This is a genomic window from Halanaeroarchaeum sp. HSR-CO, assembly GCF_024972755.1.
In the GTDB taxonomy this organism is placed as follows: domain Archaea; phylum Halobacteriota; class Halobacteria; order Halobacteriales; family Halobacteriaceae; genus Halanaeroarchaeum.
Window position 1 is genome coordinate 1,846,314 of the sequence record NZ_CP087724.1, and the last position, 14,403, is coordinate 1,860,716.

9 protein-coding genes are annotated in these 14,403 nt (G+C 58.7%); 6 read left to right on the top strand and 3 right to left on the bottom strand.

Translation table 11 applies throughout. The features are described 5' to 3' along the window. The first annotated feature begins 189 nt into the window (after positions 1–189). Positions 190–1,434: a type IV pilin gene (locus HSRCO_RS09500; RefSeq protein ID WP_259517412.1), complete on the top strand. Its 1,245-nt coding sequence runs from the start codon at positions 190–192 to the stop codon at positions 1,432–1,434. Between the two features lie 787 nt (positions 1,435–2,221). On the opposite strand, the gene HSRCO_RS09505 is transcribed toward HSRCO_RS09500, so the two are convergent. Then, positions 2,222–2,494, bottom strand: coding sequence for a hypothetical protein (locus tag HSRCO_RS09505; RefSeq protein ID WP_259517413.1), 273 nt, complete (start codon positions 2,492–2,494; stop codon positions 2,222–2,224). A gap of 419 nt (positions 2,495–2,913) precedes the next feature. Here HSRCO_RS09505 and HSRCO_RS09510 point away from each other — a divergent pair, with 419 nt between their 5' ends. The 3 genes from HSRCO_RS09510 (at position 2,914) to HSRCO_RS09520 (ending at position 4,545) form a co-directional block, all read left to right on the top strand. Further along, positions 2,914–3,360, top strand: a complete 447-nt coding sequence (locus HSRCO_RS09510) for a hypothetical protein (protein ID WP_259517414.1) — start codon at positions 2,914–2,916, stop codon at positions 3,358–3,360. Next, positions 3,357–3,638 (top strand): hypothetical protein, encoded by a 282-nt coding sequence (locus tag HSRCO_RS09515; RefSeq protein WP_259517415.1) that lies wholly within the window; start codon positions 3,357–3,359, stop codon positions 3,636–3,638. The genes HSRCO_RS09510 and HSRCO_RS09515 overlap by 4 nt, the downstream gene beginning before the upstream one ends. A 154-nt stretch (positions 3,639–3,792) precedes the next feature. Continuing rightward, complete coding sequence (locus tag HSRCO_RS09520; protein ID WP_259517416.1) at positions 3,793–4,545, top strand: hypothetical protein; 753 nt, start codon at positions 3,793–3,795, stop codon at positions 4,543–4,545. A gap of 152 nt (positions 4,546–4,697) precedes the next feature. Here the strand turns inward: HSRCO_RS09520 and HSRCO_RS09525 are convergent, their stop codons facing one another. Both HSRCO_RS09525 and HSRCO_RS09530 read right to left on the bottom strand, forming a co-directional pair. Continuing rightward, positions 4,698–5,777: a DNA topoisomerase IV subunit A gene (locus HSRCO_RS09525; RefSeq protein WP_259517417.1), complete on the bottom strand. Its 1,080-nt coding sequence runs from the start codon at positions 5,775–5,777 to the stop codon at positions 4,698–4,700. Next, the gene (locus HSRCO_RS09530) at positions 5,774–9,880 is read right to left on the bottom strand and encodes an ATP-binding protein (protein WP_259517418.1); all 4,107 of its coding nucleotides are present in this window, start codon (positions 9,878–9,880) and stop codon (positions 5,774–5,776) included. Before HSRCO_RS09530 ends, HSRCO_RS09525 begins: the two co-directional genes overlap by 4 nt. Before the next feature lie 145 nt (positions 9,881–10,025). Between HSRCO_RS09530 and gyrB the strand changes: the two genes are divergently transcribed. Further along, positions 10,026–11,948 (top strand): DNA topoisomerase (ATP-hydrolyzing) subunit B, encoded by a 1,923-nt coding sequence (gyrB, locus tag HSRCO_RS09535; RefSeq protein ID WP_259517419.1) that lies wholly within the window; start codon positions 10,026–10,028, stop codon positions 11,946–11,948. Then, positions 11,945–14,398: a DNA gyrase subunit A gene (gene gyrA / locus HSRCO_RS09540; protein WP_310795431.1), complete on the top strand. Its 2,454-nt coding sequence runs from the start codon at positions 11,945–11,947 to the stop codon at positions 14,396–14,398. The genes gyrB and gyrA overlap by 4 nt, the downstream gene beginning before the upstream one ends. Positions 14,399–14,403: the final 5 nt, after the last annotated feature.

Genomic DNA, 14,403 nt, shown 5'->3' on the forward strand with positions numbered 1-14,403 from the left:
GGCAATAATTTGCTGGTGAGCATGAAGGATATTTGCAGGTAGCCCAGCGTTCTGTGGTCCATGGAGTCAGTTGTGTGATTGTTGGGGAGTGTGCGAGAGTTACGTGTGGAAGGGTTACGAATTCCTGAGGATAGTGAATTGAGAACACACTTCCAAACACTGTTATGTGGGTGGTAGCGTATCTGAGATATGGCGGAGGACCGTGGCGTTTCAGAGGTTATGGGGACAATTCTGATGGTGGCTATAGTTCTCATTCTTGCCACAGCACTCGGAGGTGCAGCACTGACGACGTTTCAGAATGTCTCGTCGGAAACACCGGTTCTCCAAGCGAGTTTCGATGTAACCACTGACTCGGTTAGCGTGCAGCATCGAGGCGGTGAGTCTATCGAAATAAGTGACCTTCAACTCGTGCTACGAAATGAAAGCCAGCAAGTGAGATACCAGCTTAGCCAAGACAATCTAAGCAACACGAGCGACTCATTATTCGAACCCGGCGAATGGTGGTCAAGACAGCACAGCTTGACCTTTCACGAAGGCAGTTCTGCGGCACTTTTAATTCATACACCTTCGGACAAAGTCCTCGCGGAATGGGAGGGCAAACCCACCTCTCCAACCACCACGACGACACCGACATCCACCTCCACAACGACGACTACGACTACGACTACGACTACCTCGCAGCCAGCGACACAAGCGTACGACGATGAAAATGGGAACGGTGTCTATGACAGTGGCGAAACAACCTATTCCAAGAGCGAATTGTACAGCTTTAACGAGCCGAGTGCCAATCTCGTAATCCCGACCGCTGTTGGTGAGTTAAATCGAAATGCTGGAGTATCGATTACCGCGAATAGCATTACTTCTGAGGTAGATATTGGGGCGACGTGGGGAAGTGTCTCCCTGACGGCAAGCGGTGGCGAGGTCCAGACCAGCCAAATTGTTGAAAGCAATGCTAATGTGGACATTCGCGGAGCAACTGTTGACATTTCGAATGGTGAAATTCGCTCGAGCTACGGTGATATCACCATTTCAGCAACAGAAGGAGGCGGCGGACAACTCTCTGCAACGGGTGCCTTCATCGAGACGGGCTCCAATATCATCCTTGAATCTGAGGGTCATTTGTCATTATCGAGTGGGGAAGTCCACTCCAGCTACGGTGATATTACGATTTCAGCAACACGTGGTGGCGGCGGACAACTCTCTGCAACGGGAGCCTTTATCGAGACAAACGAGAATATAATCCTTGAGTCTAAGGGCGATATGATACTGGATAGCGCCACCGTCCAGACCTCCTACGGTCAGATTACTGCTGACCTCGGTGGTTCCAACACAATTCATATTAGCGAAACTGATGTTATCGGAACCTCAGCCATCGAATACACCCCTAGTGGGGTAACCGAAGTTCCCGAGCGTAACATCGCACATCCTCAATAAGAATACACCAAGTCATCGATTCAACAATATACATCCTCCTTCTTGTACAGGAGATTGTTAATATTGGAGAACTGTTGCTGCTAAGTTGAAGACGGCAAAGGCACCGTGCCAGTGTTATCTGGCATAAATAACACCGAGATACGTGTGTTGCAAAATCGCTCGTAGCGACTGTTGCCCAAGTAATTAGTAACGGATGGAAACTCTGATTGCTATGTGAGAGTACCCACTACTATACCCCCTACACCGTCCCATCTGTGAACTCCAGAATTGGGGAAATAGGATTAGGTAATCTTGTATGAAGGCACGCTTAGGACGGTCCTTTAGGGATTGTCTCCACGAGATTAGACCCGATATACGCCATCATTTAGCTTAGACCGACCCTGCGTTTTTGACCTTAGAAATCCTAAAAATTCCAAAATGACCCTATGGAAAACTGGGATTGAAATCTCGAGCCGAGCCGACTTCCACGACCTCTTAGCATGGGTCAAAGCATCCGAGCGGCGAGTTGGAATCATACAATCCCTCGAGGACAATCCCAAGAACTCGACCGAGTTAGCGGGACAATGGGACGTAACTAACGAAGCAATCCACTATCATTTGGACTTGTTACGTCGAGGCGGTCCGAACGGTGACTATCCTGACCTCGTTCGGATAGTTACCCCAGACCGTGAGCGCTACCGACTATGGGGATTGACTCACCAAGGCCAAAAACTCGTGGAATATCTCGACTGAAAAGAGGTGAGTTATTTCGGCGTGTGTTTGCGTGGGGGTATGGGGTGGCGTTGGTCTATGCGTCCATGTACGCTTCCCAGTCGTCTTCGTCCAGTTCTAACCATTCCATGATGCCCGTCGCGTCGTCCTCGAACAAGACGGCGGCCAGGTGGGGCGTCAATTGCGCGTATAGCTCGTCAACATCTTCGACCCCTTCACGGATGCGACCCCCACGCCGGACAAGCTGATACGCCTCACGTTGCGTGTCTGACCCGTCACTGTTGAACTCGATGTACGTCTTGCTGGCGGTACTGCCGTCGTCGTCCTTCTTCAATTCGTGGATGCTCATGGCGTTCACGCTCGCACACGTCCATGGTGCGAGCGAGGAGAGGTCTCCTGTGTGGGGTAATAAATGCAGTCTCAAGTTTCGAGTAAGAAATGGCGAGAATTATCCGCCCCATGCATTTGATACCTATTCGGTGATGCCCTAGAATCAGGAGTACGGGTGGTTTGAGTTACGATTCAAGGGGGATGTCGGCGAGAGTGGATTACCGTTAGCTGACGTGAAGAAACTCCTAGAGGAGCTGGCTAGCTGATATTTGATTACTAGCGAGATGACCATCATGTCATTAGACAAGGAGAAGGCTAGGTTGGAATATCGAAATACCCGGAGAAATTCACTCTTAGCACCTCTCTCATAACTTTCACCATATTAGATATGATTTCAACCATATGATATACGGGGATGGGGGACAACTACCGGGTGCAATGCCAGAGGAAAACGACAACGACAACGAATGGGACGGAGACGCCTCTAGTTCCGAGAATCAGACCGAACTAGCAGAGGCTGAAGTAATTGACGCTGAAGAAGTAGACCACAATCCTGCTCTTTCCAAAGACGTGGAGGCACTAGCCACTTTCTCCGAGGAGGAAGGCCCGCTGTCCTTCCGCATTATGCCAGCAATTGAGGGAGGGCAGACTGACTGGAGACTCAATGTCTACTCTAGTGGAGTTCAGGGTCCCATCTATCAATCGAGGGATGGACTGACAGCTCAAGCTGTGGAGCAGTTCGGCATTAGCTCTATACTTCAGAGCAGGGTGAATGATGCCCTCCACTACGCCAAAAAGAACCTGGAAGTTCCAGATGGATTGGGAGACCAAAAGCGTGAGAAGCGCAGTCTCCACGAGCTAGAGGTCATGATGGAGGAGTCATGAGCTCTCCTGTACATACTAGCCCAGAGGCATCCCACTCGGACGATGAAATTCGTGAATTCATCCGGTCCAAAGAGACATTCACAGAACTTCTGAAGGAGTTTAACACCGAGAAATCCACTTACGAACTCGTGACTGCTGTCCAAGGGATAGGCCGAGAAATAATCGAGGAGGAGCGTCTGCATGACAGTTATCTGAGCCCGCTCGAGGTAGGATGGCTGAGGCTTCTGTGGGAGCAAGACGCAGAGGAGAATAACGAATTCCTCTCACAGTTCAAGTAAGCAACATAACTAACGGAGACAAATCATCACCGAGAATCGGGTTCGGGAACCCGACTACCCACTGTTCCCTTACCTGTAGTCGGCAATAAGGTTTGTGTCCCGACACAACCGAATTGTTGGCATACGGCTCGGTGGAGTCACCACAATCACACTGATGACCATCGAAGACTCAGAGAAAGCACAGTATCGCCTCGACAAAGACGCATACAATCTCATCAAGTATGAGATAGTCGAAGAGACGGATTTGGATTCAGTCGCGGATTTTGTCCGTATCGCGGTCAGTCAACATGCGGGAAACCTAGCCCAAGAGGCCAAAGGAGGACGATTAGCACTCTCATTGACCAGACGATTATCGAATATTCGCGGGATTGAGGAGTCTGTAAATCAGGAATCTGCGGATGCTATCACGTTTCGGGATAATGAACTAGAGAAGTCATTGACAGTAAATCTCTCCACGAAGAGCCTGAGCAAACTGGGAGAGTTACAGGACGAAACAGGCCTGACACTTTCCGAGGCTATCCGCGCCTGCGTGTACGCTCAACTAGGAAATATGGCGGAGTCAGATGATATCCGAAAAGATGGCGATGCGTTAGAGGCAGTCAGAGCGTGGAGTGAGGTGAAAACGAGACTTGAAGAGCCAATTAACGGATTTTACCATGTACTCTTCAAGCGGTTTGAATTGCAGCGCGCTCAGACCCGATACTTCATTGAGACTGATAGAGGTGCGTTCAATGATTTCGCTGAGATGTACAAACAGGATTTCATCGACTCGCCAGGGTATGAGAAGATAGCCAACCACTACGGAGAAAGCACGCTGAATACAGTAGAGAATTTCGTTGGAGAACTAACTGGTTATTCAACCAGCTCGGATTCTAGCTTCCTCGAAGAGTACCTTACTGAAGGGTAACACCCCGTTTTGTCTACTACTACCCCGTGTAGTTTGTAGTCCAGTGGAATGGGTGCAACAATGTATGGTATATATTACGTATATAATTTACTCGCCCTTCCCAAGTTTTTGCCAGGGCCGCGCTCCGCGCGGCCCACAGCAAAAAGTGGGTTCTAGAGGACGCCCATCTCGTCCAGTCGCTCCGGCAGGTACGTGTCCGTCACGAAGTCGAGACCGCGGGAGGCCAGTGCCTGCTGTTCTGCCTTCTTGTCGATGTCGAGTTGGATCTCGATCTGTTCTTCCCAGTAGTCCGTCTGGAACCGGGGATCCTCCAGTTCGCTCTCCAGGGCGTTGACGTCCGAATCCGAGAGCGGGTCGGTCGGGAGGTCGTACTCGACGATGTCCTCCGGGCGGATGCCGATGAACTCCGCCTGGGGGGTCGCCAGATATTCGGAGAGGTGGGCGCTCTTGATGGACCCGTACGCCACCGACCCGTAGATGCGATACGACCAGGGGTCACCGTCTGTGAAGACCGTGACCGGCAAGTCGAGTTCGTCGTGGAGTCGCTTGGTGATGCGGCGGGTCGCCCGAGCTGGCTGTCCCTTCAGGTGGACGAGGATGGCGTTGTACTCGTCGTCGAAGCCGTTCTCGACGAGCCGGTCGCGCATACCACCGGTCTCGACAGCCAGGACGAAGTCGGCGTCGTGATCGAGAAAGTCGATGGTGTCCGGGTTATTGGGGATCTGATAGCCGCCCTCGCCGACGTCGAGCTGGCAGTGGATCTCCCGTTCACCTCGTCGCGTCTGCTCGCGAAGGTGCAATGGACCCATCAGGGTAGCGCCGGACTCCTCGGGCCGCATGTGGAAGTCCTCGCGTTTGACCCCCGAGACGATCTCGAGGTCCTCGATGAGTTTGTCCGACTGGCTCTGATCGGAGAACTTCGCTTCGTCCTCGTCCCAGGACTCCGAGAGGTAGTACAACTCCCGCAGGGTCGAGGAGCGGCCCTCGTCGAGTTGCTTGGCGAGGAACTCGATGGTGTAGACGGCCTTGAGGAGTTTCCGGGCGCCGCTAACCGTGTTCGCACTGCGGGTGCTCGTGCGGTCCCCGTAGACCCAGACGTTGCTGTCCTCGTCGTACTCGATGTTGGACTTCGAGCGCGTGGGGACCTCCATCGAGGGGACGTCGCCGAGGGCGAACTGGTCGTAGAACTGCGCCGCGAGATCGATGAGTCGAGATTGTGCGTCGTCGCTCATTGGTTCACCGTGAGTTTCGCGTCCTCGACGCCCTGCACCGAGAGATCGTAGGTGGCGTCGCCGTCGACCTGGTACTCGAGTGTGGCCTCCTCGCCGCTACCGACGGTCGGATTCCACTTGAGGAAGTACTCGCCGTCCATCTCGACGACGTTCGCCCCGGGGTCCTCGGGGTCGACGACGACGTCCGTCGGTTCCACCGAGACGATGTCGGTGATCTCCAGATCCGCGTTCGTCGAGTCGTTGTTCTCCACCACGACGCGGACGGTCTCGTCCTCGACGTCGCGTTCCACGAGGACGTTGTTCATGATGCGCGCCATGGAGTCGTTCACCTCGAGTGGTGGCTGGCCCGTCATCTCCGCGACCTTCGCCGCCATCTTCGGGAGAATGTCGGCGATGACCGTCTGCTTCTTGCGTCGCTTCTCCATCGACCGGCGCTTGTTGAGATACGATTTCAACTCGCGGGCGGCCTCCCGGACGGCCAGTTCGATTTCGTCTTCGATTTCGGGGACGTTCGCGAGCGCGTCTTTGGATTCGCTCGTGAACGGGACGTTCGTCGAGGCGACGTGGATCATGATCACGACGGGGCCGTTCGGGAGGCCCGAGCCCCCTGGCTGTTCGAGCCCGTAGTTGCGCCAGCCGATTCCCTTCACCACGTCCGTCGTCGCACACGCCCCGCGCTGGTAGACGAGCGGGACGCGGTTTGCAAAGCGCATGAGATCGGCGCTCCCCTCGTCGAGGAGGTCACCGCCGTAGGCGATACCGGCCTCGACGATGAACGGGTCGCCGCCGTGGACCGAGGCGTCCCTCGTCGAGGCGGCGTAGAACTCGGCGTCGACCTCCTTGCGGAGGCCCGCCTCGACGAGTTCGGCGGTGATGGGCGAGAGACAACTCGTCGGCGGCGCCATCACGTTGACCGCGTTCATCGCGTCGAGGAGCATTCCCGCCAGGTCGCGTTCCGCGCCGAGTTGCCTGGTCTTCGGGACCTCGCCGTCGATGCGCGCCATCGAAGTCCAGAGGCGTTCGATGACGTTCTCGCGGGCCGTCTCGCCCACGTTGGCGTCGTCCATCTCGACGGTCATCTCCGCGGCGCGGTCGACCACGTCGGCGAGATCCGACCGCGTGAGTCGGTCGTTCGGGGAGTCGTCGAGTCTGCTGGCAATGCGTTCGGCCAGGCCGTGGACGGTCGCATCGTCTTTCTGGCTGGTCGTCGCCGCGTCGACGTGTTTGTACAGCGCCGAGACGCGATCGGCAGTCAATACGCTCCAGACGGCCTCGACGACGTTCTCCTGGACCGTCGTCCCGAAGGTCGTCCCCGTCTCCTCGCCGACGTTCTCGGCGACGTCCGCGACCGCCTGGACGAGTTCGTCGTGGCCGAGGGGCGAGCGCTTCTCGAGAACGTGGTCGAGTCGCTCCGCAAACGACCGTTTGTCCTGGGTCCGCTTGTTGGAGATCGCGGCAACGACCTCCCGTCGAAGGTCGACGTCCTCGTGATCCCTGGGGACCGGCCAGCGAAGTTCGCGACCGAAGTGTCGGTCGCGGAACTCGGCCAGGATATCGTCGGCGGTCTTGCGGCCTACGCGGGTGAACTCCTCCTGGAGGAACCCCCGTGCGGAGTGCGAATCGGTCCCCTGGAGCATCTTGATGAGGGTGCCGAGTTCGACGCCATGGGGGTGCGGACGGATTTCCTCGGTCTCCGTGGGGAGTTCCGCGTTCTCGACGCGTTCGGACTTGAGGTGGGCGTCCGGCTCCCGGAGTTCGATGCGGGCGTGCGGGTTGACCACCGCGGTGTGGCGGATGTAGTCGTGGAGTTGTGAGCGGGCCCGCATGTTGGCTTCCATCTCGAGTTCGATGCGCGTGCCGTGTCCACGATCCCAGGTGGTGGTCTCCTGTTTCCGGATCTCGGGTTCGTTCGTATCCGTGTCGATGACTAACTCGAAGTACCGCGCCTCGGATTGCCCCTGGGTTCGACTCGTGATCTTCGCCGGTTTCCCGCTGGTCAACTGGGAGTAGAGGACGGCCGCGGAGATGCCGATGCCCTGCTGGCCGCGACTGTTCTTCACGGCCAGTGCACCTTCGTTGACGACGACGAAGTTCTCGTCTCTACCCGTCGCTCCTGGCACGGAGATGTCGTAGACGTACTCTGGTGGATCAGTCTCCGTCACGTCGGTCACGGGAAGCAGGCTCATGTCCGACTCGGAGATCCCCTGCAGATCCCGGATTGTAGAATAGAGGTCCCGAAGAGCCGCTGTGGGCTCCAGGTTTTCGTTTAACAGTCCCTTCTCTACGAGATTGTAAGAATACCGTGGGACGTCAGCTCTCCCCTCATCCAAGGCGGTCTCGATGACTCGCTGGTACTCGGCTGCGAATTCGGGGGATGAACCGACACCGGCCCCATAGAGGAGTCCGGGGATAGTATCTGAGACCGTCGTCGCATCTACAGCGTCGACACGAACGTCGTCGAGGAGGGACACCGGAATGCGCTTGTAGCCCTGCACCCCCGATGGTTGCCGTTCACCATACGAGTCGAGGACATTCAGATCGTCCCCGTACACTTTCGTCCGATAGACCGTCGAACCATCATCGGCAAAGCCGCCATTGTGTTCCTGGCGTTCCGTACTCGCGAGGACTCCCTGCATGTTCCAGAGGATGGAGAGTTCCTGCGCGAGTCTCTGGCTGACCGTCGTATGCGAGAGTTCGTTACTCGGATGCGCGTCCGACCCGTCCCCCTGATAGACGGTCGTAAGGAATTGTCGCTGCGCGTCTGACGGCGCGTCGAAGACAAACGACGGAACGCGCTTTTCCTCAGCACCCGCCCCACAGACGTTCTTGAGGAACATGGCGATTGGCGATCCGAACGCCTTGACGCGCGTCGAATTGCGCTTTCGGGCGACAGTCGTCGTCTCACACCCCAGTTCTCCCGCCGCGGACTCGGTCGCCGCGATAAGGTCGTCTTCGTGGGACCCGAACGTAAATCCGACCTGACGGGGACCGGCATGCCCCTCCGCAACGTAGTATCCCAGAAGGCGCATGAACGAGTCCGTGAGCGGAATGGTTACAGGTATCGTGGTCTCATCACCGCCGACGCGATACGTTTTCAGGGTCCCGTCCGCGGCGACATCTTCCCACCCGAGTTCGATGACGGTCGAGGCGGGTAGATAGCCTTTTTCCAGGTAGTTGGTTTCGAGGCTATCTTTGAGGATGTTGACGCCTTCGTAGCGATAGTATGTGCGCTTGCGATCGCTGTCCGAAGACGGTTTTTTCCGAATCTTCTCACCGGTCTGGAGCTCCCCTAGTTGGTCCTCGTCGAAGCCATAGACGTAGAGCCGTCGGTCCTCGAGTTGCTCGGGACTAAGATGCTCGAGGAGATTTACCGACTCGACCGGGTCGGTCGCGGTCGGCAGCGACTGCGGCGAAAGAACGACGTCACCGGGTGACAACTCACCGGCCGCTACGTGTTCGACCGATCCATCACTCCTGAGCGTAAAGAGGCTATGATTACCCGTCACCTCGACGGTTCGGCCCTTCTCAGTAGTGATTTCGAACGTTCTCTCATCGGTCTCGTGACGGATCGCGTGGGTGACCGGCTGCCAGGACATTTCGAGTGTTTCCCTGTTGAACGAGGGAACCTCGATATCGGCTTGGAGCGGTGCTTTGCCAGCCCCCTCATTCGGCAGGAATGCGTCGCACAGTACGCCAATGGGAACAGTCTCCACGACGCCGTTTCGACGGACGAGAAGTTCCTGATCTGGCGTCAACGACTGCTCGCGCTTGTGGAATCGGGAGCCGTAGAGCAGTTTGCCGAAGACCTTGGGCACCTCCGCCTCGGTGATCCCCGGCCCGTTGTCCTCGACGATGAGCCGATAGTACTCCCCCGCCTCCTGGATCTCGACGTAGATATCGGGAAGGTGGCCGGCCTCTTCGGCAGCGTCCAGGGCGTTGTCCACGGCCTCCTTGACGGCCGTGACCAGGCCCCTGGCACCGCTGTCGAAGCCCAGCATGTGCTTGTTCTTCTCGAAGAATTCGGCGATGGAGATCTCGCGCTGGCCCGCTGCCAGCTCCTCGGCGATGTCCTCCTCGCCAATCGTCGACTGGAAGGACGTCATTCGATACCGGCTCTACCGCAGTCCCGACTAAAAGACTCCCGGTAGCACGGTGAAAGTGAAAGCAGGCGGGAGGGCGGTTCTGACCGTCGCGCGCGCGTACGAATCTTTTTTAAGTAATAGCCACCTACGGATTAGTAGCTCATTCATGGTAGAGGAACCCGAATACGGTGCCGGCCAGATCCAGGTGCTGGAAGGCCTCGAAGCGGTCCGAAAGCGACCCGCGATGTACATCGGGTCGACCGACGGGAGAGGGCTCCACCACCTGGTCTACGAGGTCGTGGACAACTCCATCGACGAGGCGCTGGCCGGACACTGTTCGTCTATCGAGGTGGTCTTGCACGACGACGGTTCGGTGAGCGTCACCGACGACGGTCGTGGCATCCCGGTAGATACCCACGAGGAGTACGACCGCCCGGCTGTCGAGGTCATCCTGACGGTCCTGCACGCAGGGGGGAAATTCGACAACAAGTCCTACCAGGTCTCCGGTGGGCTCCACGGTGTCGGCGTCTCCGTCGTCAACGCACTCTCCGAGCGGTTGGCCGTCGAAGTCGAACGGAACGGGACCAAGTACCAGCAGCGCTTCGAGCGTGGGGAGCCCGTCACGGGCCTCGAGGAGGTCGGCGAGGTGCCAGACGACGAGACGGGGACGACGATCCGGTTCCGTCCAGACAGTGACATCTTCGAGACCGACGAATTCGACTTCGGGACGCTCTCGACCCGGCTCCGCGAACTGGCCTTTCTCAACTCTGGCGTCGAGATCACGCTCCGGGACGAGCGCGACGCCGAGAACGGCGAGGAGGTCACGTTCCGGTACGACGGCGGCATCCGTGAATTCGTCGAGTACCTCAACGATTCGCGGTCGCCCCTGCACGAGGACATCGTCTACATCGACGACGAACAGGACGGCATCCAGGTAGAGATCGCCCTCCAGGCGACCGGCGATCTCCAGTCCTCCACACACGCCTTCGCCAACAACATCAACACGCGCGAAGGCGGGACACACCTCACCGGATTCAAGACGGCACTGACTCGCGTCGTCAACGACTACGCCAACGACCACGGGATGCTCGGCGAACTCGACGGCGAGAACCTCAAGGGCGAGGACATCCGCGAGGGCCTCACGGCCGTCATCTCTATCAAACACCCCGACCCGCAGTTCGAGGGACAGACGAAGACGAAACTCGGGAACTCCGAGGTCCGCGGCGTCGTCGAATCGGCGCTCCACCAGGGTCTCGGGACGTACTTCGAGGAGAATCCCGACACGGCCAGTGCCGTCATCTCGAAGGCCGTCGAGGCGGCGAAGGCCCGCAAGGCCGCCAAGGAGGCGGAGGAACTGACCCGCCGGAAGAACGCCCTCGAGTCGACGGCCCTGCCCGGGAAACTGGCCGATTGTCAAACGAAGAGCCCGGCAGACGCGGAATTGTTCATCGTGGAAGGGGACAGCGCTGGCGGAAGTGCCAAACAGGCACGCAACCGCGAGTTCCAGGCCGTCCTGCCCATCCGCGGGAAGATCCTGAACGTCGAGAAACATCGCCTGGACCGTATCCTCCAGAACGAGGAGATTCGAGCGATGATCCGGGCCATCGGTACCGGTGTCGGGGAGGAGTTCGACATCGACGGCCTCCGGTACGACAAGATCATCTTAGCCACGGACGCCGACGTCGACGGCGCGCACATCCGGACGCTCCTGTTGACGTTCTTCTACCGCCACATGCGCCCCCTCCTCGAGGGTGGCCACGTCTACGCCATCAAACCGCCCCTCTATCGGATCCGGTATCGGGGAGAGACCTACGACGCAATGACCGACGCAGAGCGTGACGAGATCGTCGATGAGGTCTGCGACGGGAACCCGACCCAGGTCCAGCGGTTCAAGGGCCTCGGCGAGATGAACCCCGAACAGCTCTGGACCTCCGCCATGAACCCGGAAAACCGCATCCTCAAGAAGATCAACATCGAGGACGCCGCGGCGGCCGACCGGATGTTCTCGGTGCTGATGGGTGACGCGGTCGAACCGCGGAAACGATTCATTCAGGAACACGCCTCGGAAGCGGAGTGGGTCGACATATGAGTTCGGAACCGGAGATGCCGGACGACGTCGCCGACCGCATCGAGAACGTTCGCGTCGAGGACGAGATGGAGCAGTCCTACATCGACTACGCGATGTCGGTCATCGCGGGTCGGGCGCTCCCCGACGTCCGCGACGGACTCAAACCGGTCCACCGGCGCATCCTCTACGCGATGCACGAGGCGGGCATCTCGAGTGGGTCCGGCCACCGCAAGTCCTCGTCCATCGTGGGCGAGACGATGGGTAACTTCCACCCGCACGGCGACTCGGCCATCTACGACACGCTCGTGCGAATGGCCCAGGACTTCTCGATGCGCCACCCGCTCGTCGACGGCCAGGGGAACTTCGGGTCGGTCGACGGCGACCCCGCGGCGGCCATGCGATACACGGAAGCAAGGATGGCTCCCATCGCCGAGGAACTCCTCTCGGACATCGAGAAGGACACCGTCGACTTCCAGGCCAACTACGACGACCGCCTGCAGGAGCCGACGGTCCTCCCGGCAGCGTTCCCCAACCTGCTGGTCAACGGGTCGTCGGGCATCGCCGTCGGGATGAGTACGAACGTCCCGCCACACAACCTCGGCGAGATCATCGACGCGACCATCCACCTCATCGAGGACCCGGCGTGTACCATCCCGGATCTGATGGAGTACGTCGAGGGACCGGACTTCCCGACCGGAGCGACCATCGTGGGACGAAACTCGATCAGGAAGGCCTATCAGACCGGCCGGGCCCGACTGACCGTTCGCGCGGACTACCACGTCGAGCAGACTGACTCGGGCAGCGACCGCATCATCCTCGACGAGTTGCCCTACCAGCAGAACAAATCGAAACTCGTCGAACGCATCGCCGAGATGGCCAACGAGGGCACCCTCGAGGGCATCCGGGACCTCCGGGACGAGTCCGACCGCGACGGCATCCGGGTCGTCGTCGAACTCAAGCGCGGCGCGAACACGGACGTCGTCGAGAATCGTCTGCTCGAGAGCGTCCTGGAACAGACCTTTGGCGTGATCAACCTTGCGCTGGTGGATGGCGAACCGCGGGTCCTCTCCCTGAAGGAGATGCTGGAGGAGTACCTCGAGCACCGCAAGGAGGTCGTCCGCCGACGCTCCGAGTACGAACTCGCCGAGGCCGAAGAGCGCGAACACATCCTCAAGGGTCGATTGCTCGCCCTCGACCACATCGAGGAGGTCGTCGAGACCATCCGTAACTCCGAGGACCGCGATGCGGCGAAAGACGCGCTGCGGGAGACCTTCGAGTTCACCCAGATGCAGGCCGAACATATCGTCCGGATGCAACTGGGCAGTCTCACCTCCCTCGAGGCCGCCGAGATCGAAGCCGAGTACGAAGAGGTGCAAGCCACCATCGAACGCCTGGAAACCATCCTCGCGAACGAATCCGAGCTGCTGGGCGTCATCAAAGAAGAACTGCGGGAGATCAGGGCGGAGTACGCGGACGACCGTCGCACCTCCATCGTCGAGGACATGGGAGAGGTCACCGACGAGGACCTCATCCCGAACGAGGAGGTCGTCGTCACCCTCTCCGAACACGACTACATCAAGCGAGTGCCCGTCGAGACGTTCTCCTCGCAGCATCGCGGGGGCAAGGGTATCATCGGCGCCGATCTCAAGGAGGGCGATCGCATCGCGACGGTGTTCACCGCGCAAACCCACGACGACCTGCTGTGTTTCACAGACCAGGGACAGGTCTATCGACTGAAGGTTTACCAGATACCGGAGATGTCCCGGACGGCCCGGGGGACCTCGGCGGTAAATCTCCTGAATCTGGACGACGAAGAGGAGATCAACGCGGTCGTCGCGACCGACGACTTCGAGGACGGCGAGTACCTCACCATGGCGACCCGCGACGGCTACGTCAAGCGAACGGGCGTGGAGAACTTCGAGAACATCCTCTCGACCGGCATCATCGCCATCTCCCTCGAAGACGCGGACGAACTCGTCGACGTCGAGGTAACGAACGGCGCCTCCGACATCGTCCTCGGGACCGAGACCGGGATGGCCATCCGCTTCGACGAGACCGACGTCCGGTCGATGGGTCGGAATGCCCGAGGCGTCCGCGGCATCAAACTCGAAGAGGGTGACCGGGTCGCCGGCGTCAGCGCGATCAGAGAGACAGACGATCGCAACCTGTTGACCGTGACGAGACGGGGGTACGGCAAGCGGACGCCGCTCTCGGAATATCGTCCCCAGTCGCGCAACGGGAAAGGACTGGTCGATATCAAGACGGCGGAGCGCAACGGGCGCGTCGCGGCGATCGAGGCGGTCGAGGACAGCGATCACGTCATCGCGATGAGCGAAGGCGGGCAGTTGACCCGCATCCCGGTCGCCGAGATATCCTCGGTCGGCCGGAATACGAAGGGCGTCCACGTGATGGACATCGAGACGGGCGACAGGCTAGCGGGGATCTCCGTCTTCCCGGAGCCAGAAGCGTAGACGGT